At 72.6% G+C, this 17,188-nt stretch carries 12 protein-coding genes and 1 pseudogene; 7 read left to right on the plus strand and 6 right to left on the minus strand.

The window, feature by feature from the left end; genetic code table 11:
- Nucleotides 1-39 precede the first annotated feature (39 nt).
- Nucleotides 40-1,242, minus strand: coding sequence for a protein-L-isoaspartate O-methyltransferase (locus tag AB0R04_RS04055; RefSeq protein WP_363367977.1), 1,203 nt, complete (start codon nt 1,240-1,242; stop codon nt 40-42).
- A gap of 523 nt (nt 1,243-1,765) precedes the next feature.
- Here AB0R04_RS04055 and AB0R04_RS04060 point away from each other — a divergent pair.
- The 4 genes and pseudogenes from AB0R04_RS04060 to AB0R04_RS04075 all read left to right on the plus strand — a co-directional run bounded on the left by AB0R04_RS04060 (nt 1,766) and on the right by AB0R04_RS04075 (nt 4,885).
- Nucleotides 1,766-2,410 carry a hypothetical protein gene (locus tag AB0R04_RS04060; protein WP_363367979.1) on the plus strand — a complete coding sequence of 215 codons (645 nt, stop codon included), beginning with the start codon at nt 1,766-1,768 and terminating at the stop codon, nt 2,408-2,410.
- 33 nt (nt 2,411-2,443) lie between these two features.
- A pseudogene (locus tag AB0R04_RS04065) lies at nt 2,444-2,658 on the plus strand (hypothetical protein); the annotation flags it as partial.
- Between the two features lie 471 nt (nt 2,659-3,129).
- Nucleotides 3,130-3,624, plus strand: a complete 495-nt coding sequence (locus AB0R04_RS04070; RefSeq protein WP_363367981.1) for a hypothetical protein — start codon at nt 3,130-3,132, stop codon at nt 3,622-3,624.
- A 403-nt stretch (nt 3,625-4,027) separates the two neighbouring features.
- Nucleotides 4,028-4,885 (plus strand): siderophore-interacting protein, encoded by an 858-nt coding sequence (locus AB0R04_RS04075; RefSeq protein ID WP_363367983.1) that lies wholly within the window; start codon nt 4,028-4,030, stop codon nt 4,883-4,885.
- 427 nt (nt 4,886-5,312) lie between these two features.
- On the opposite strand, the gene AB0R04_RS04080 is transcribed toward AB0R04_RS04075, so the two are convergent.
- Genes AB0R04_RS04080 through AB0R04_RS04090 form a run of 3 tightly spaced genes read right to left on the minus strand, consistent with a single transcriptional unit; the run spans nt 5,313 to nt 11,634 of the window.
- Nucleotides 5,313-7,235 carry a hypothetical protein gene (locus tag AB0R04_RS04080; protein ID WP_363367985.1) on the minus strand — a complete coding sequence of 641 codons (1,923 nt, stop codon included), beginning with the start codon at nt 7,233-7,235 and terminating at the stop codon, nt 5,313-5,315.
- Between the two features lie 32 nt (nt 7,236-7,267).
- Complete coding sequence (locus tag AB0R04_RS04085; RefSeq protein WP_363367987.1) at nt 7,268-8,545, minus strand: tryptophan 7-halogenase; 1,278 nt, start codon at nt 8,543-8,545, stop codon at nt 7,268-7,270.
- Nucleotides 8,546-8,592: 47 nt separating this feature from the next.
- Nucleotides 8,593-11,634 carry a LodA/GoxA family CTQ-dependent oxidase gene (locus AB0R04_RS04090; RefSeq protein WP_363367989.1) on the minus strand — a complete coding sequence of 1,014 codons (3,042 nt, stop codon included), beginning with the start codon at nt 11,632-11,634 and terminating at the stop codon, nt 8,593-8,595.
- A gap of 283 nt (nt 11,635-11,917) precedes the next feature.
- Between AB0R04_RS04090 and AB0R04_RS04095 the strand changes: the two genes are divergently transcribed.
- Nucleotides 11,918-12,145, plus strand: a complete 228-nt coding sequence (locus tag AB0R04_RS04095; protein ID WP_363367991.1) for a hypothetical protein — start codon at nt 11,918-11,920, stop codon at nt 12,143-12,145.
- A gap of 653 nt (nt 12,146-12,798) precedes the next feature.
- On the plus strand, nt 12,799-15,039 hold the full coding sequence (locus AB0R04_RS04100) for a hypothetical protein (RefSeq protein WP_363367993.1): 2,241 nt from the start codon (nt 12,799-12,801) through the stop codon (nt 15,037-15,039).
- 81 nt (nt 15,040-15,120) lie between these two features.
- Here AB0R04_RS04100 and AB0R04_RS04105 read toward each other — a convergent pair whose 3' ends face one another.
- Together AB0R04_RS04105 and AB0R04_RS04110 are read right to left on the minus strand one after the other, a co-directional pair.
- The gene (locus AB0R04_RS04105) at nt 15,121-15,414 is read right to left on the minus strand and encodes a hypothetical protein (RefSeq protein ID WP_363367995.1); all 294 of its coding nucleotides are present in this window, start codon (nt 15,412-15,414) and stop codon (nt 15,121-15,123) included.
- A 228-nt stretch (nt 15,415-15,642) separates the two neighbouring features.
- Nucleotides 15,643-16,842 (minus strand): transposase, encoded by a 1,200-nt coding sequence (locus AB0R04_RS04110; protein ID WP_363368021.1) that lies wholly within the window; start codon nt 16,840-16,842, stop codon nt 15,643-15,645.
- 50 nt (nt 16,843-16,892) lie between these two features.
- Here AB0R04_RS04110 and tnpA point away from each other — a divergent pair.
- Nucleotides 16,893-17,188 (plus strand): IS200/IS605 family transposase (tnpA, locus tag AB0R04_RS04115; protein ID WP_363367997.1); only part of this gene is annotated, 296 nt, incomplete at its 3' end.

A 17,188-nucleotide genomic window follows, 5' to 3' on the forward strand; every position in this document is an offset into this window, starting at 1 on the left:
ATCAGCCTGTACCACTGAACGCTCGGCCGGCCTCCCCGGTCAGCGCCCGAGCGGGGCGACCGGGGCGGCCGGGGCGGCCTGTGCGACCGGGGCGGCCTGCGAGACAGGCCAGCGGGGGCCGCCCGGGCTGCCCTGCCACGCCCACTGCTTCTCGGGGGTGACGGTGATCCCGTAGTCGTACAGCTCCGGCGAGCCGAGCGCCTCCCACTGGGACCAGGCGATCATCACCTCGTCGCCGATCCGCCGCGGCCCGCCCTGGAACAGCACCGCGCCCCCGTCACCGTCCGCGGACAGCGCCGCCCACGAGCGGTCGCCGTCGTGGAACCAGACGTTGGCACCGTCCTCGCCCCGGCCCGTCAGCACGACGGCGTCCGGGACGGCGACCCGCACCGCGAAGCGCAGGTGCCAGTCGTCGGCCAGCGGCGCCGGATCGCGTTCCACGACCCGCCGCACCTCGGGCCCGCCACCCTCGCGCACCGCCGTGTACGTGGCGTGGTCACCGCGCGTCGGAGCCGGCCCGCGCCGGTCGGCCATGAACTGCGCCAGGCCCTGCACCCAGCCCGTCGCGCTGCGCCCGTCGTCGGCAACGGTGAGGGCGACGTGGCCGAGCCTGCCCCAGGGGTAGACGATCCGGCCGCCCGGCTTCGTCGCCTCCACCCAGCCCCACGGGACGGCCTCGACGGCGTAGGTGGCGTGGAGCCGGTCGACCCTGGCGCCGCCGGGCGGCCCCGCGTGGGTGGCGTCGCCGGCCAGCACCTCGGCGTCGACCCCCGCGGCCGCCAGGCGCCCGCGGGCGAACGCGGCCAACCGCTCGTCGACCTCGGTCGACACCACCCGACCGGGTCCGGCCCGCCAGGCCGCCAGAGCACAGGTCCAGCCCTGCCCGCCGCCGACGTCCCACACCGTGTGCCCGGGCTCCAGCATGAGGCTGTCCAGCATGTCTGCCACCACGCCGGGCGCCGACAGACTGGAGGACGGCAGACCGTCGGTGACCTGGGTGATCGCCGCGCCGTTGACGTCGCCGTACAGCTCGTCCGCCCACCCGCCCGCATCAGTGGCGCGGTCCATCGCCACGTAGGCGCATTCGTCCCAGCGCCACAGCCGATCCGGTGCGAAGAAGTCGCGCGGCAGCGCGGCCATGGCCTTCCGCAACCACGGCGAGTCCTCGGGCCACGCCCCGCCCTGCTCCATCGCCGCGTCCATCCGCACCCGACGCTCCACCAGGTCGGCGTCGGGGCTCACGACTTCTTGTGCTTCCCGCCCGACGGCGGCGTGGGAGGCACCTGCCCGTCCTGGTTGCCCGGCGGCGGGCTCCCCTTCTCCAGCGGCGCCGGCGGCTTCTGGTGATCGCCCATGCTGCTCCCCTTCCACGTACACGCTGACTGGCCGACCATCCTGGCGCAGCCCGGCGCCGGCCGGTAGACGGCGTGCGGTCGCACTTCGAGGGCGTGCGGGTCTCGGGCGCGCGCATCCCGGGAGCGCGGCCAGGTACAGGCAGAGCCGGAGCCCGACGTGCCGCAGACAGCTCCCGCCGGGCGCCTCGCCGCACCGCAAGTACGGCGACGGAGCCCGCCGGGCCGCGGCAAGCCGTCAGCGGCGGTGGGCCGCACATGTCATCGCCCTCGTGCTGCTGGCGGAGCAGGCCCGCGAGGAACGGTGGCCTCTCCGGCAGCGGTACTGGTGCCCGGTGTGCGGCGGCATCCTCCAGGCCGGGTTCGGGACCGGCTCTCGCTCAGTTCGCCGGCCGCGTGGGATGCTGCCCGGCATGATCAACTCTCCCGATACCGAAGCGCCGGGTGGGGCCTGGTCGTTCGCGGCGGCGCGTGAGCCGGCCGAGTTCCCCCTCGTCGGGGTCAGCGGTGTGCCCGGTGTCGGGCACGCCGGGGACGGGAGGCGGACCCTGTGCGGGATCCGTGGCCAGTACCTGACGTTCTTCCTGCACCACTTCGAGCCGCAGGGCCTGGCCTCGTGCCGGAAGTGCCGGGCGCTGGCCGAGGCGGCGCCGTCACGGCCGTGCGGGCAGGAGCGCCTGCACGACCTGCTCCTCCAGGAAGCCGACGACGGGCCGCTGCGGACGGACCTGCTCGCCGCGCTGCGCCGGGGCGCGCGGATCGCGTTCTGGGGCACCGGCCCGGCACACGGCCCCACCCGGTCCTACGCGCGGCTCGACCGGATGACGGAGGAGGCCGGCCCGGCCGCCGAGGCGCTCGCGGCGGCCGGCACCTCCGTCACGCTGGCCCGCGTCGAGGACACCGACCAGCAGTACCTCGTCGTCCTGCCGCACGACGGCCGCGCCCGCATCGCGCGCGGCCCGGCGACCACCTCTCCCGCCGCTTCGCCCAGCCCTCCTGCGACGCCACCGCCCCCTCGGGACGCAGCGCAACCGGGCGACGGGCGGGACGGCCCGTGAGGCCTGCCCCGGTCCCGGCCGGCGCGAACCGTTCGGACCGACTCGACCGGCCGTTGCCTGGCCGCCGTCGACGCCTTCCTCGCCGACCGGACCGAGAAGAACCGGACCGAGAAGAACCGGACCGAGGAGAAGCGGACCGTGGTGCGGGATGCGGTCCTGGCCATCCCGGCGCCCCGCAGCGCCGATACGCGCTGGGCGACATGGACAGAAAGGACGCACCGCTTCGGGTGCTGGTGGCAGGGCCCGGGCGTGGCAGGGCGGCCCGGCTCCGGCCGGGAGCTGTCCGGGACTGCGCAGGGCGGCAGTCACGGGATGGCCATGGGCGACGTGGGTGGTGTCTACGTCTTCGTCTGCCGTGCTTGCCCCCGCTGGCCCACGATCCACCGGTACGACTGCTGAACTCCCGCGAGTCGCGGCGTTGCCGGCCTGCGGTGCTGGCACACCGGCCCGAGCGCTCCCGCAGTCGCTCGGGGTGCGGGCTGAACCTGCCGACCGGCAGGTGGGGCTCGATCATCGTCCGCTGGTCGTCCGCGAGTTGCCGACGCGTCACAGCCCACAGTCCTCCCTGTTCCGCTCTCGGAGGAGGGTGGAACCACAAGACTGGTCACGACCTCACACAGGCCCTCATTCCCGTACGTCGTGGCGGTTGGTGAACCAACGAGGTCCGCCATCCCGTTGAGACGTGTACCTGACCGCCCTCCGATCGAGAGTTGGCTGCCATGATCTCGAAGCGTGTTGTCCAGTCCTCCGTACTGACCGCCGTCCTGGCGCTGAGCGCAGGCTTGGCCCTGGCTCCCGCGGCGCAGGCCGCCGCCCCCGACGCCGGAACAGCGCAGTCGGCCACCCCGGCGGCGTCCGCCGGCTACGCGGTGCGCAGCACCAAGGTCACCCTGTCGAACCAGACCAGCAGCATGCTCTACCTCGGCTCGGCCACCCTGGCCCACGGGTGCTGGACCGCCGGCAGTCCCCTGCCCCCGAGCTACATCCTGCCGAACGTGGCCCCCAGCTGGAAAACCGAGTCGTGCGGGTTCCTGACGGGTACCGAGGGGCAGATCAGCTTCGGCGTGGACACCTGGAACGGGTTGATCCACTGGAGCAATCCCTATGCCGGGTCGAACATCAACGAGTGCACTGTCGGCGCGGGCCTCACCTGCGAGGTGATCGGCGGCAAGGGGAACACCGCCGAGGTCACCTTCGTGGTGCGGCGCGCCTGAGGCCCGACCACACCTGGTCGTGCGGAAGCCGCCGTCCTCGCCGTCGCCGCCCGCCATCCGTTCTACCGCGATTGCGACTTGATCGGGCGTCAGGTCCACCCGGGCGGTCTGTCGGAACTGTCTCGGACAGCGCGCCGGTTCTGAGTGGACCTCTGCGAGCGGCGACCTCGGTCGTCGGCTCCCGGCCGGCGCGCGGCGCGGCCTGGCTGCGCCGCGCCGGCCGAGGCGGCATCCGCACGCCCTTGCTGCGTCCGCGACCCGAGGCAGGGCTGCCAAGGCGTGACGTTCCCGGTCGTGGACGGAATGGGGATCGGCTGCCGCCCCTGAGCCGAGCACCGCCTCAAGAGTGCTAACTTAGGCAAGCCTAACCAAGAAGCGCGACCACACAGCCCAGGGGGGCACCATGGCAGACCAGCCGACCCGCCGGACACCGCAGGCCCGTGAAGCACAGGTGCTGCGCACCGAGCGGATCACACCGCACATGGTGCGCCTGGTCCTCGGCGGTGCGGGGTTGGAGGACTTCGACGCCACCGAGTTCACCGACCACTACGTCAAGGTGCTCTTCACGCCCGAGGGTGTGAGCTACCCGGAGCCCTTTGACATGGCGCGGATCCGCGAGGAGTTCCCGCCCGAGCAGCGGCCGATCACCCGGACGTACACCGTGCGGGCCTGGGACCCGGCCCTGCGCGAGCTGACCATCGACTTCGTGGTGCACGGTGACGAGGGCCTGGCCGGGCCATGGGCGGCCCGCGCACAGCCCGGCGAGACGGTGCGCTTCCTGGGCCCCGGCGGCGGTTACGCCCCCGACCCGAGTGCCGACTGGCACTTGCTGGTGGGCGACGAGAGCGCGCTGCCCGCGATCGCCGCGGCGCTGGAACGGATGCCGGCCGATGCCGTGGTGCACGCCTTCGTCGAGGTCGCGGACGCCGCGGAGGAGCAGAAGATCGTCTCGCCCGCCGGGGCCGAGATCAGCTGGCTGCACCGCGGCGCGCGCCCGGTGGGCGAGGCGCTGGTCGAGGCGGTGTGCGCGCTGGAATTCCCCGCCGGCACGGCATCCGCGTTCGTGCACGGCGAGGCAGGCTTCGTGAAGGAACTGCGGCGCCTGCTGCGCGTGGAGCGGGGCATCCCGCGCGAGCGGATGTCGGTCTCGGGCTACTGGCGGTCCGGTCAGAGCGACGAGGCCTGGCGGGCGGCCAAGCGCGAGTGGAACGCCCAGGTGGAGGCCGAGCAGGAGCAGGCCGGGCGGGAGTCGACCGGCTGATCCGCGCCGCAGGGTAGCCGCCCGTGCTGCGTGGACGCGGAGGCCGTGATCGCCCTGCGCGAGTTCGCCGGCGACGGCCACCGTCGGAACGCGGAACTCGTCGAGTACACACCCGACGGGGAGGCGGTCCTGGCCGGCGGCACGGTGCTGCTCGGAGCGCGGGTGGAGGCGACGGCCGCCGGTTTCGTGATGGGCCTGAGGCTGGTCAGGGCGGCGCTCGGGTTCTTCGGCGGCCAGGAGCTGCAACTCGACCTGGCGGAGTTCGGCTTCAACCTGACGGTCCCTCTCCGTCCGGGCCCGTCGGGATGTCCGACGGGCCCGAAGGGTGCTGGCGAGCGCAGGCATCCACCTGGTGTGGGGACCGGTCCCGGGCCGGGTGCTCCCGGGGCCGGGGTGTGCAGTCCAGCCGGGCGGCGGCAGGGCGGCTTCACACCTGGAAGCTCTGGATGTCCGATGTCGTGCTCGTGAAGCCGTTGGTCGAGATGACCCTGACCTGAACCTGTGTCCCCGGGGGGAACTGGCTGTGGTCGATCGTGATCGTCGGGTTCTTCAGGCCGACCCCGACGGTCTGCCAGGTCCGTCCGCCATCCGTGCTCACCTGGGTCGCGAAGGTCTGACCGTCCTGCGGGGCCGGGCCGAAGTCCAGGGCCAGCCCGACGTTCCCGTCCTGTGCCGTCGTCGGGCGGGCGCCGCGCAGGGCCGGGGCCGGGGCTCCGGGGCGGAAGGTGTCCACGACCTGCCCTCCGACGAGCAGTTCGACGGACGCCGGATCGGCCCCCACCGGGAGGACCTCGTCGACCAGGCCGGTGCGGTCCTGCCCCGGCTCCGGGTCCGACGACAGCTTGACCGTGACCGGGAAGTCCTGCGGCGGTGCACCGCCTGCCTGCTGGATCCGCAGCACCACCGGCACCTCGCCGTCCGGGCCGGCGCCGTCCGGCTGCCCTGCCCGTCCGGCGGGGGCCGGCTGGGCCGGTTGTCGGGCCGCGGCCGACACCGGATTGACGAAGCGGATGTCACCGGCGCGCTGGGTGAGGTTGACGGTCCCGATCACGCTGACGAGCTGCCCGGTGTCGGGCCCCGCTCCTCGTGCCGCTTCGTCGGCCGCCGGCATCGGGGCCGCCGCGGTGGTCACCGAGAGTTGCGGGAACCGGTCGTCGGGGCGGCCGCCGGTTCGTGTGGTGACTCTCAGTTCGTGGGCGGCCTCGCGCAGCGGAGCCACCGGGGTCGGCGCCGGGGCGCCGGCTGCGAGGGAGTCCTCGGCCAGCAGGCGTTGGCGGATGCCCTCGTAGGTGTAGCTGCAGGGCCACTGGGAGTTGCAGTAGGTCATGACGTCGTGCCACGGCACGCCCGGCCGGGCGGCCATCGGCAGATTCAGCTGGGGGTCGCCCACGTCGAATCCGGCGTAGCTGTTCGCGTCGTTGGCCAGCTGTCCGTTCTGGAACGGGTAGTTCTGCAGGTCGTCCTTCGATTCTCCGCAGAATCCGGGGTGCTTGCGGCCGTAGGTGTGGCCGAGTTCGTGCCCGCCGTACCAGTCGGCGTACGTGCCGTCGAAGTCCCAGCCCCACGTCGCGGCACCGCAGGGCGCCGAGGCGACGGTGGTGGGGTCGGGTGTGGCGGGCACCCCGGAGGCGCATCCGCGCATGAAGAACCCGCCGTCGGCCGCCTGGCCGAGGTAGTGGGTGCGCCGGTCGCCGCCGGCGCTGATGTCGAGCGCGCGGATGGCGGCGAGCTGGGCGTTGGTGTCGGTGCACTGGAACGGCGGGGTGGCGGTGACGTCGATGATGGTGTGCGGCGCTTCGATGACATCGGCCACCGGGTAGGCGCGCTTGAGCCAGCTGATCAGGAAGGTGTAGTCGATGTCCCGCGGGGTGTAGGTCACTGGCGGGTTGCCCATGGTGTAGCGCAGCCCCAGGACTCGGACCCGGAGCGGCGGGGACTGCGTGAACCAGACGGCGGTGGCGCCGGGTGGCGTGTTGAACGGGACATCGGCGCCCGTCATGGTGTCGGTCAGGGAGATCGAGCTCACGCTGAGTGCCCCTTCGGCCGTCAGTGCGCTCGGCACGACGAAGTTGAGGCTCAGGCCGGCGTCGGCTCGACGGGTGGGTACGTCCTTGGGCGCGGTCGGATCGAGGGAGACGGTATTGGTCGAGGAAACGGTGATCGGGGTGTCGGTGGGTGATCGGAGCAGGGTCACGGTGCCGTTCACGCCGGTGGCGGGGCCGCTCGCGCCGCTCACATAGGCGCGGATCACGGTGACCTTGCCGGCGATCAGGGTGACGCTGTGCTGGAGGTCCTGAATGGCCTGGGTGACCTCCGTGGCGTCCAACATGGCGAGTGTCTGAGTCGTCATGGCTGACTCCTTGGACGAGCGTTCCGGCCCTTTCAGGCTATGCCGCTCAGGGGCCGTTCGCCTGTACGGCGGCGGCGCCAGAAGGGGCTCACGGGCCAACGTTGCTCCTGGGTATAGGCGTACCCGTGATTTCTTCGGTAGGCCGCCGCGATCCCGTCCAGGAACGCCGTGTAGTCGGCGAGCGCTGCCGTCGTCCGTCCCCCGTCGGCGAGGCAGTCGGCCACGGCCCGTCCGGCGCGGGCACCGGTGTGCAGCGCGGTGAGGATGCCCTGCGAGGAGAGTGGGTCGAAGGCGAGGGCGGCGTCCCCGGCCGCCACCCAGCCGGGCCCGGCCGCCGGGGTGAGCCGCAGGCCGTGAGCCGGCGCCCAGCGCGGCACGGGTGTCGCGGCCGGACCGTGCCCGGTCAGGCGGCGCCGGACGTGGACGGTGCGACTGAGCGCGTGCCAGAAGCCCTGTGGGGTGCGCAGGGACGGGGTGGCGAGGTCGGCGTCGGTCAGATGGGCGACCAGGCGCCCGGCCGGGATCCGGGTGGTGTACCACCAGCCGTGCGCCGCCGCCTCTACCAGGGTGCGGGCCTCGGCGTCCGCCGGGTCCGACGGTTGCCCCGGGTCCGACGGTTGGACCGGGTCCGACGGTTGGCCCGGGCGCGAAGGACGCGAAGGGCGCGACGGACGGCGGTCGGGGAACACGACGTACGCGGCGACGAGCCGGTCCTGCCGCCAGCGGCGGCCGTTGCGGCGGCCGATGACACAGCGTCGGCCGGTCGCGTCCACCGTCCAGCGGGCGGACAGCTCCGTCACGGCGCCGGTGGCCGGCTCGCGGACGGTCAGCCGGTCGTCGAGCCGGTCCAGTACGGTGGCCTGCCGCAGTTCGGCACCGGCCGCGACGGCCGCGTCCCGCAGGAAGGCGTCGAAGCGGAGCCGGTCGAGGTGCCAGCCGTGGCCGTACGGGTCGAACAGGTGGCTGCGGCCGTGCAGCGCGGCCGATCCCCAGGCGGCGTACGTGCCGGTGGAGACGGGGTGACCGGAGGCCAGGAAGGCCTCCAGCAGCCCGAGGTCGTCCAGCAGCGGTCGGGCGGCGGGCGGCAGGAACTCCCCGATCTTGAACACGGGTTGGGCGGAGAACACGGCGGCGGACGCGACCGGAGACGTGGTGGCGGACATGGCCGGGGACGCGACCGGGGACATGGCCGGGGACGCGGCGCCCGGCCGGGGCCGGCCGCCTCCGCCGTCCAGGAGCGTGACGCGGTGGCCGGCCCGGGCGAGGACGAGCGCCGCCACGGCGCCCGCCGGTCCGCCGCCCGCGACCACGGCGTCGACCGGACCGGACGGGCGTACGCGAACCGGCGGGTGAGGGGTCACCGGTTGGGCCGCAGGCGCTTGACCTTGTCGATGAACCCGACCGAGACCTCCTCGTCGGGGGCGTCCGCCATGGTGGCCGCGGTGGCCAGCGCGGCCGCGCCCAGGGCCGGGTCGGCGCCGCGGTCCACGTGCACGGTCATCAGGTTGCGCCCGGCCGGCGGGGCGGGCTCGGCCGGGAAGCTCACCTCGGACTCCACCAGGACCTCCGCCGGCAGCCGGGGGTCGTCGGTGGGGCCGACCCGGCGCTCGACCACCCCGAGCTTGCCGAAGTCCTGCACCATCGCGTTGATGGCGGCCATGTAGTCGCGGGGCAGCCAGCGGAGCCAGGTCCGCCGGTTCTGGAACGCGGCCAGGCGGTCGGCGATCGGGCGGGTGGTGTCCATCACCACCTCGTAGTCCTCCTCGGCGAGCACGTGGTTGGGCACCCGGGCCGGCCAGAAGGTCGGCAGGTACGGGTCGTACGGGCCGAAGCCGAGCGAGACGCTGTACTCGTAGCCCGACCGGCAGCTCGCCGTGTCGGTCTGCCACGGCACCGCCATCCACCGGGTCAGGCCGCCCGGGCCCTGGGCGTGCAGCGGGCCGTCGAGGGAGAGCGCGAGCTCCGGGGTCAGCGTCTGGCCGTAGTCGGGCGGGGCGGGCGCCAGCGGGTCGCGGTGCCGCACCCGGAACGGGCTGCTGTACAGGGTGATGTGGCGCATCGGCCAGGTCAGCTCGCAGCCGGGGTGGAAGGCGTCGGCGAGGCAGAACGACAGGGCCGCCCGGTCGAGGGTCCCGGGCTGTTCGGCGAACGGGACGTCGTCGAGGGCGGCGGGCGGCGCGGCCGTCGGGTCGTAGTCGTCGGCGAAGTCCCCGCGGGCCCACCGCTGCAGGAGGCGGTACTGCAGCGCGGAGAGCGTCATGTGCTGGCGCACGGACTGGGGCGGCAGGTTCATCGCGTCGCCGTAGACCGCAGGCCAGGGCACCGGCGACATGCCGTCGCGGTTGTAGTCGCGGACGGAGAGCCAGATCTGCCGGCGCAGCTCCCGCTGGACGGGCGAGGGGTCGGCCAGCGCGGCGACCCGGGCGGGGTCGAGGAGGTACTCGCGCCCGCCGAAGCCGAACTGGGTGGACAGGCCCTTGTTGACCCACTGCAGGCCGGACAGCCGGCGCAGCACGGGCAGCACGTCGCGGGTGAACGAGACCTGCTGCGGCTCGGGGAGCTGCCCGGCGCTGAAGAAGGAGTCGCGCACCAGGTCGTACATCGTGCGCACCGAGGCGAGTTCGGGCGCGTAGTTGGGGGGCGCGGTCACCACCCAGGCCGGCTCGACCGGGATCGGCCGTCCGTCGATGCTCACCTCGGCGGTGACCGGGCCGTCGGAGGTGTCGTCGTACCAGCCGTCGTTGTTGGCGAAGGTGTCGGCGGGGGTGCCGGTGGAGGAGGCCGAGACGCCGTGGCCGCCGAGGAAGACCAGCCGGCCGCCGTCGTCGGTGCGCAGTTCCCCGAGGTAGACCGGTTTGCCCATGAAGGTGCCGGTGTCGAAGCGGTACTCGGGTTTGTCGGAGCGGTTGCGGCCGCGCACCGAACGGGGGCCGGGGTCGATGACCAGGAGGTCCGTGCGCTGGTCGGCCTGGATCTTGGGGTTGCGCAGGTTGCTGTCGTCGGCCTGGTTCGCCTCCGGGATGTCGAGGGCGATCTGGAACTGGTACCAGGCCGCCTTCGCGTTGGCGACGTGTACGGTCCAGCGCAGGTCGGCGTTGTCGGCGGTCAGTTCGGCGACCGGCTCGCCGGCGGCGTTGTAGCCGTACACCCGGAACCGGACGCCCTGGCGCTTCAGGGCGCCGGTGACGTCCTTGTAGCTCCCGACCGGCAGTGGGGCCGGATCGTCGACCTCGGGGCCGAGGACGAAGTCGTCCATGGTGCTGTCGCCGACCCGGGCCACGCCGATGGCCGGGTGCACGGCGGCCCGGACGATCCGGGTGTCGCGGGCCGCCGGCGGGGTGATCTGCGGGCGGGCGGGGCCGGGCTCGGCCGTCGGGACGCCGTTCACGTCGCGGCGCTGTTCGGCCGAGGCCAGGTACACCGTCCTGCGCACCTCGGCGATGCTGCCGACCGGGGTGTGCTCGGCGAGAGCGTGCCACGGGTTGAGGGAGAGGTTCTCGCCGTACGCGGCCTGGCCGCGGGCCGTGACGTCCTGCTGCTGGAAGGTCAGCCGGGCCACCTTCACCGGGGCGCTCTCGGACTCCTCCCACCGCACCGTCGCCTGGTCCAGCGGCATCTTCTCGTCGTCGGTGCGGAACTGGAGCATCAGGTCGAAGGCCGCCGGACCGGCCTTGAGTCGGTGGACCAGGTCGGCGCCGAGGTAGGTGGGGTCCTCGTCGGGCGGTGTCGCCGCCGGGTCGGCCGGCTCGCAACCGGCGGGCACCAGCTTGTACTTGACGAAGCGGTCCGGTCCGAAGGCGTAGGGCAGGACGCCCCAGTAGGTGGCGGTCAGCACGCTCTGCTCGAACGTGGCCATCGCGTCGAGGATCCCGGCGGTGACCGGATGGGCTTCCAGGTACTTGTCGTAACTTCCGTCGATGACACCGGCCTTGGTGAACTCGCACATGTCCTGGGCGGTGTCGACGAAGAAGACGTCGAAGTTCTGCAGCAGCAGGTCCTGGGTGCCGGCCTCGGCGTAACCCTCCAGCAGCTTCGGGCCGGGCACGCCGAACAGCTTGATGCCGACGCCGAGGGTGGTCTTCAGGTCGGGAGCGCCGGGCACGGTGTCGCTGGAGAACCGCACCCAGGCGGGCAGGCCGCCGGCCTGGGTGCGGGCGCTCTCCAGGAACCCGACGCGCAGGTCCGACGGCAGGTCGTCGGCGACGGTGAGCGTGCCACGGGCCACGCCGTGCGGCTTGAGGAACACCGGCCGCTTGACGGGGTCCTGGCCGCGGGCCATCCGCACGCCCTGGGTCAGGTCCACGAACATCTGCTTCAGTGCGCCGGCCGCGTCCTCGGCGCAGCCGGGCAGGGGCGGCAGCCCCGCGGTGTCGTCGAAGGGCTCGGGGGTCCCGGTCATGTTGTGCTCCCGTCGGTGCGCTGGTGGAGGGGTCCAGGCCGGTGGAGCACCTCGGTCGACGTCGCGCGGCTTCCGGACCCCGGTCAATCGTGCACAGACCTTTGAGGGGCTGCGCGCCGACGTACACCCGAAACGACCAGGTGGCGGGCCCGCTGCGCGCCGCCTCACTCCAACCGGCCAGCAGCGTTCGCCCGCCCCGGGGTCCCCGTGGCAGCGTCTTCGGTGACCGGTGCCGTCAGTGGCCCGGTCGGCCCGGCCGACTGCCCCGAGGAAAGGAAGGTCCATGACCAGAAGAGGATTCAGCGTCACCGTCCAGGGCGACCTGGAGGGGGACGTGCTGCAGCGGATCGGGGACACGGTGCGAAGGCTCGTCCTCGACCAGGTCGCCGAGCTCGACCTCGCGCCGCCGCTGCGCGAGGTGCCGCTCGGCGGGGCCGGTTCTGCCGGCGACGCGGTGGACGCGCTGCTGAAGCGGCCGGGGCCGATCGGGTTGCAGATGGAGCAGGAGTAGTAGTGACCGAGACCGAGGCCGGCCCGGCCCGAGCCGGGGCGACCTGCCCGAGCAGCCTGTGCGCCCCGGGCCACCTACTGCTCGGCATCGTCCGGCAGGACGGCACCGTCGCCGCACTGCGCCCGCCGCTGACGGTGGACGCCGAGTTCACGGCCCGGGCCTCCGCCCCCGGTCTGCGCCCGCCCGAGGCACGGTTCCGCTTCGCCGGGCCCTGCGTCGAAGCGGCCTGCGGCCAGTGGGAAGGGTCCCGCTGCTCGCTCGGCGACGCGGTGGCCCATGCCGCGTACGAGGTGGGCGCGGACGACCCGGACGCTCCGCTTCCCCCGTGCGCCGTCCGCTCCACCTGCCGCTGGTGGCAGCAGAGCGGTTCCGCCGTATGCCGAGTCTGCGACCGGATCGTGCACACCACCAAAGCGCCCGCCGAGACCACCAGTTCGAGGACACTCTCGAAGCCTGGGATGTCTCCGTCCTGGCCCGGGTCTCCTCATGGCAGTGAGGAATGCACCGCTGATGCTTCAAGTCCCCGCGCGGCCGGATCGGGCCCTGTCGCCCGCGCGAGCGCCCCCGCGGCAATCAGCGGAGTCACCGAAGGGCAATTTCATAACAGCCTGTCTTCACTATGAATACTCAGAGTGACTGCTATATGTGGGTACATGACACATGAACAGCACTCAGCGCCTCCCGGGCAGCGCCCGCGGCGCGTCCGGACGGCCCGGCTCGCCGCAGGGGCCCTGGCCCTGATGGTCGGCGCCGCAATGCCCCTGTGCCTGGACACCGGCACCCAGGCGCAGCCACGGGCCGGCGGCTCACCCCTGGTCAGCGAGACGTTCACCCAGGCCACCGCCCCGGAGTTCACCGGCGTCGGGTCGGCCTGTCTCACCGGCGCGCCGGCTGCCGCCGCGCCCGGCCCCGGGGACCATCCGCTGGGCGGCTGCCCGGGCGGCGTGGGCCCGGTGCCGCCCCCCGACGGCGCGCCGCACGGCTATCTGCGGCTGACGGACGCGTCCAACGACCAGGCCGGCGCGGTCCTCTACAACAACGCGCTGCCCGCCAACCAGGGCCTCGATGTCACCTTCGACCAGTGGCAGTACGGGAGCACGACCCCGGCCAACCCCGCTGACGGCATCTCGTTCTTCCTGGTGAACGGCGACGGCGCGCTGGCCCACCCCGGCGCCTTCGGCGGCAGCCTCGGGTACGCGCAGAAGCTTCCCGACGACGACCCCACCGCCACCTTCCTGCCCGGTGTCGACCGCGGCTACCTGGGCGTGGGGCTCGATGTCCTCGGGAACTACTTCGGCGACTGGGAGCACCGCGGCAACGGCTGTCCCACCCGCTCGCCCGCCGGGACGGCGTTCCGCGTCCCCGGTCCCGGGGCCAACATGGTCACAGTGCGCGGCCCGGGCGACGGGATCGAGGGCTACTGCTTCCTGACCGCCACCACCAGCAACTTCAGCACCACCGCACCCTGGCCGTCGACGCTCCCGGGCACCCTGCAAGGGCCGCTCACCGCGCTGCCCCCGGGGGCCACCCCCGCCCAGGCCGAGACCGCGCTCGAACCCTCGCGCCGCCGGGTCCATGTCGAGCTCACCCCGACGCCCGCCCCGGTGCTCACCGTATCGGTCGACTTCAACGACGGCACCGGCTCCCACCAGGTGCTCAGCACGCCCGCCCCGCAACCGGTGCCCGCCACCTACAAGTTCGGGTTCGCGGCCTCCACCGGCCTGTTCACCGACGTGCACCTCATCCGCAACGTGGTGGTGAGCAGCAACCAGCCGCTGCCGCAGTTGAACCTCGTCAAGCAGGTCCGGCAGCCGCTACCCGGTGACCTGGTGGCCGGGACACGGGTGCCGTACGACTTCGTGGTCACCAACTCCGGTGCCACGGACATCACCGGCCTCGCCGTCAACGACCCGAAGGTCGGCCCGGTCTCGTGCCCCACGACGACGCTCGCAAGCGGCCATACGGTCACCTGCACCGCCACCTACACCGTCACCACCGCCGACGTGACCCACGGTTCCATCGACAACACGGCCACCGCGACCGGCACCTCGGGCGGCCAACCGGTCTCCTCGCCGCCGTCCTCGCAGAGCGTGCCGATCGAACGGCCGCCCGGCCTCGCCATCGAGAAGCAGGCGCAGACGCCCGGCCCCTACACGGTCGGGCAGACGGTCACCTTCCGCTACACCGTCCAGAACACCGGGGGCACCGAGCTGACCGGCCTCCACGTGACCGACGACCACGTCACCGACATCACCTGCCCCTCGACCACGCTCGCCCCGGCGGAAAGCCCGGGCGACCGCACCACCTGCCACGGCACGTACACGATCACCGAGAACGACGCCACGGCCGGCTCCGTCACCAACACCGCCACCGCCACCGGTACGGCGAACGGCCAGCCGGTCACGTCCCCGCAAACCCAGCTGACGCTGCCGATCGGGGCGCCGCACCTCACCCTGAAGAAGCGGGTCCTCTCGCGCGGCCCCTTCGCCGTCGGAGACACGGTGGAGTACTCCTACACGGTCACCAACACCGGCAGCACCGACCTGCACGGCGTGCTGGTCGACGACGACCGCATCGCCGACGTCAGCTGCGCCGCGACCACGCTGACACCCGGGGCCAGCACCACCTGCCACGGCACCTACACGATCACCCTGGCCGACATCGAAGCCTGCAAGACGGCCCACAACCGCGGCGGCGGCGAGAAGGGCTGCGACATCACCAACGTGGCGTTCGCGGCGGCCACCGACCCACACGGGAACCCGATCGTCAGCGAACCCGCCAAGGCCACCATCACCGTGGGAGAGAAGAAGGACTCCTACTGCCACAAGCACCCCGGCCACGGCCACTGCCGCAAGGGACTCACCGAGCCCGCGCCCGACCAGGAAGACGACTGACGACACCTCGCCACCCCCGGCCCTCGCGCCCCCGTCCCGCACCGCGCCCCCTTCCCGCCCCGCGTTCACGCGCCGCTTCGTCTAGGGTCCGGGCCGGTCGGCGTTCCACCCCTGCGGCAGGGCCTCGTCGCAGAAGACACGGACGAAGTCCTCCTCGCGCACGATGTTGAGCTGCCGGCAGGACGGGCAGCGGCGGAACAGCACCTCGTGCGTGAAGCCGGACGGGCGAACGACCCCGGGCTGGTCCAGGGCGCCGGCGACGGCCGGCCACGAGCTGACGTCCGGGCAGTAGTCGGTCGACTGGTTGCCGACCTCGTCGACCGCCCACCGCCCGGACCCCTCGCGGAAACCGGCCTCACCGGCGCCCAGGACCATGTCTCCACCGGCGGACGCGCCACGTGCTCACCGCGACGCAGGGCCTCGGCCCGGCCTGATCGACAACGAAGGTGAAGGGCTCGGACAACACGCTCCCCGGTTCCACCACGTCGGTGTGTTCTCCGGGTGTTCGGAGATCTGCCGCTGACGTCGTCGACCCCGACGCGGCCCAGTCTGAGCTAGGTTCTCCCCGTGACTCCTCCTCGGCGTAAACGCCGGGGCTTCTCGTTAACCCTGGCGGGCGTCGCGACGGGCCAGCCCGGCCCGTAGAACGTTGATGGCTCCTACCGTGTCGGCGTGCGCGCGGTGGCCGCAGGCGACGCAGTGGAACTTCTCCTGAGTGGGCCGGTTCTCCTTCGCGGTGTGCCCGCATTCAGGGCACTCGCGGGAGGTGTTGCGGGGGTCCACGGCGATGACTTCCCGTCCGGCGCTTTCAGCCTTGGCGTGCAGGATCGTCAGGAACACCCCCCAGCCGGCATCCGAGATCGAGCGGTTGAGTCCGGCCTTGGCCGCGGCACCGTTGGGCAGGAAGACGCCCGGTTGGTCGGGGTCGGGCTTCGGCGCGGGGGCCGCGAGCATGTTGCGGATCTTCAGGTCCTCGTGCGCGATGAAGTCGTGCTCACGGACCAGCCCGAGGGCGGCCTTGTGGGCGTGGTCGAGCCGTTGGCGGCGCACCTTGCGGTGCAGGTCCTCGATCTTCCGGATGGTCTTTTCCCGCCGGTTGCCGCGTCGCTTGCACTGGGACAGGGCCTGCTGTGCGGCTTCGAGCTTCGCGGCGGCGGCACGGGCGTGACGCGGGTTGGGAACGAACCCGCCGCCGGAGTCGGCGAGGAAGTTGGCTATCCCGAGGTCGATGCCCACCACGCTGCCGGTCGGGGGCAGCGGCTCGCAGTCGCCCTGCTCGGCGGTCAGGATCACGTACCAGCGGTTGCCCTCACGCTTGACCGAGACGGTCCTGACCCTGCCGGCCACCGGGCGGTGCTGGTTGACCTTGACGTGTCCGACGCCTTGCAGACGGACGCGGGTCACGGGGTCGTGCGGGGTGGAGTCCCAGCGACAGCCATCCCCGTCCTTGGGAAACTCCACCGTGTCGAACCGGTTCACTCCACGGAACCGGGGGTATCCCGGCGTCCGGCCGGCCTTCACGCGTCGGAAGAACGCGGCGAACGCCTTGTCCAGACGGCGAAGCGTGGCCTGCTGGCTGGAGAACGACCAGCGTCCCTGGCGCTCCGGGTCGAACGCCCGTATGTCCTTGAGCTGTGCGGACTGCTGCCCGTACTTGATCGAGGTCCTGGAGACGTGCCGGTACGCGTCGCGGCGCTCCTGAAGCGCTCCGTTGTAGAGCGAGCAGTGATCGCGCAGCATCTCCCCGAGCGCTTGCGCCTGGCCCACGGTGGGCCGTATGAGGAACTTGTACGCACGGATCATCCGACCCACCCCCTTTCGATGCTGACGGTCAGTCATCCTACCCTTGGCCCATGTCACCACGCTGGGAACCAGACCCCGATATGCGGCGGGGAAACCACGTTGTCCACAACCTGCACGCGCACTTGGTATTCGTCACCAAGTACCGGCGGGACATCTTCACCGACGAGATGCTGACGCGGTGCAAAGCAATCATGCGCGACGTGTGCGAGAGCTTCGGCGCGGAGCTACGCGAGTTCAACGGCGAGGGCGATCACGTCCACCTGCTGGTGCACTACCCGCCGAAGGTCTCCGTCTCAAAGCTGGTCAACAGTCTCAAGGGCGTCAGCTCCCGCTACCTGCGCGCCGA

The sequence above is a fragment of the Kitasatospora sp. NPDC056731 genome (assembly GCF_040687675.1).
In the GTDB taxonomy this organism is placed as follows: Bacteria; Actinomycetota; Actinomycetes; order Streptomycetales; family Streptomycetaceae; genus Kitasatospora.

Coding starts and splice junctions, on each gene's coding strand:
- AB0R04_RS04110 (WP_363368021.1), bottom strand. CDS start 16,842: ATGATCCGTGCGTACAAGTTCCTCATACGGCCCACCGTGGGCCAGGCG.
- AB0R04_RS04075 (WP_363367983.1), top strand. CDS start 4,028: ATGGCAGACCAGCCGACCCGCCGGACACCGCAGGCCCGTGAAGCACAG.
- AB0R04_RS04060 (WP_363367979.1), top strand. CDS start 1,766: ATGATCAACTCTCCCGATACCGAAGCGCCGGGTGGGGCCTGGTCGTTC.
- AB0R04_RS04090 (WP_363367989.1), bottom strand. CDS start 11,634: ATGACCGGGACCCCCGAGCCCTTCGACGACACCGCGGGGCTGCCGCCC.
- AB0R04_RS04095 (WP_363367991.1), top strand. CDS start 11,918: ATGACCAGAAGAGGATTCAGCGTCACCGTCCAGGGCGACCTGGAGGGG.
- AB0R04_RS04100 (WP_363367993.1), top strand. CDS start 12,799: ATGACACATGAACAGCACTCAGCGCCTCCCGGGCAGCGCCCGCGGCGC.
- AB0R04_RS04070 (WP_363367981.1), top strand. CDS start 3,130: ATGATCTCGAAGCGTGTTGTCCAGTCCTCCGTACTGACCGCCGTCCTG.
- AB0R04_RS04080 (WP_363367985.1), bottom strand. CDS start 7,235: ATGACGACTCAGACACTCGCCATGTTGGACGCCACGGAGGTCACCCAG.
- AB0R04_RS04105 (WP_363367995.1), bottom strand. CDS start 15,414: ATGGTCCTGGGCGCCGGTGAGGCCGGTTTCCGCGAGGGGTCCGGGCGG.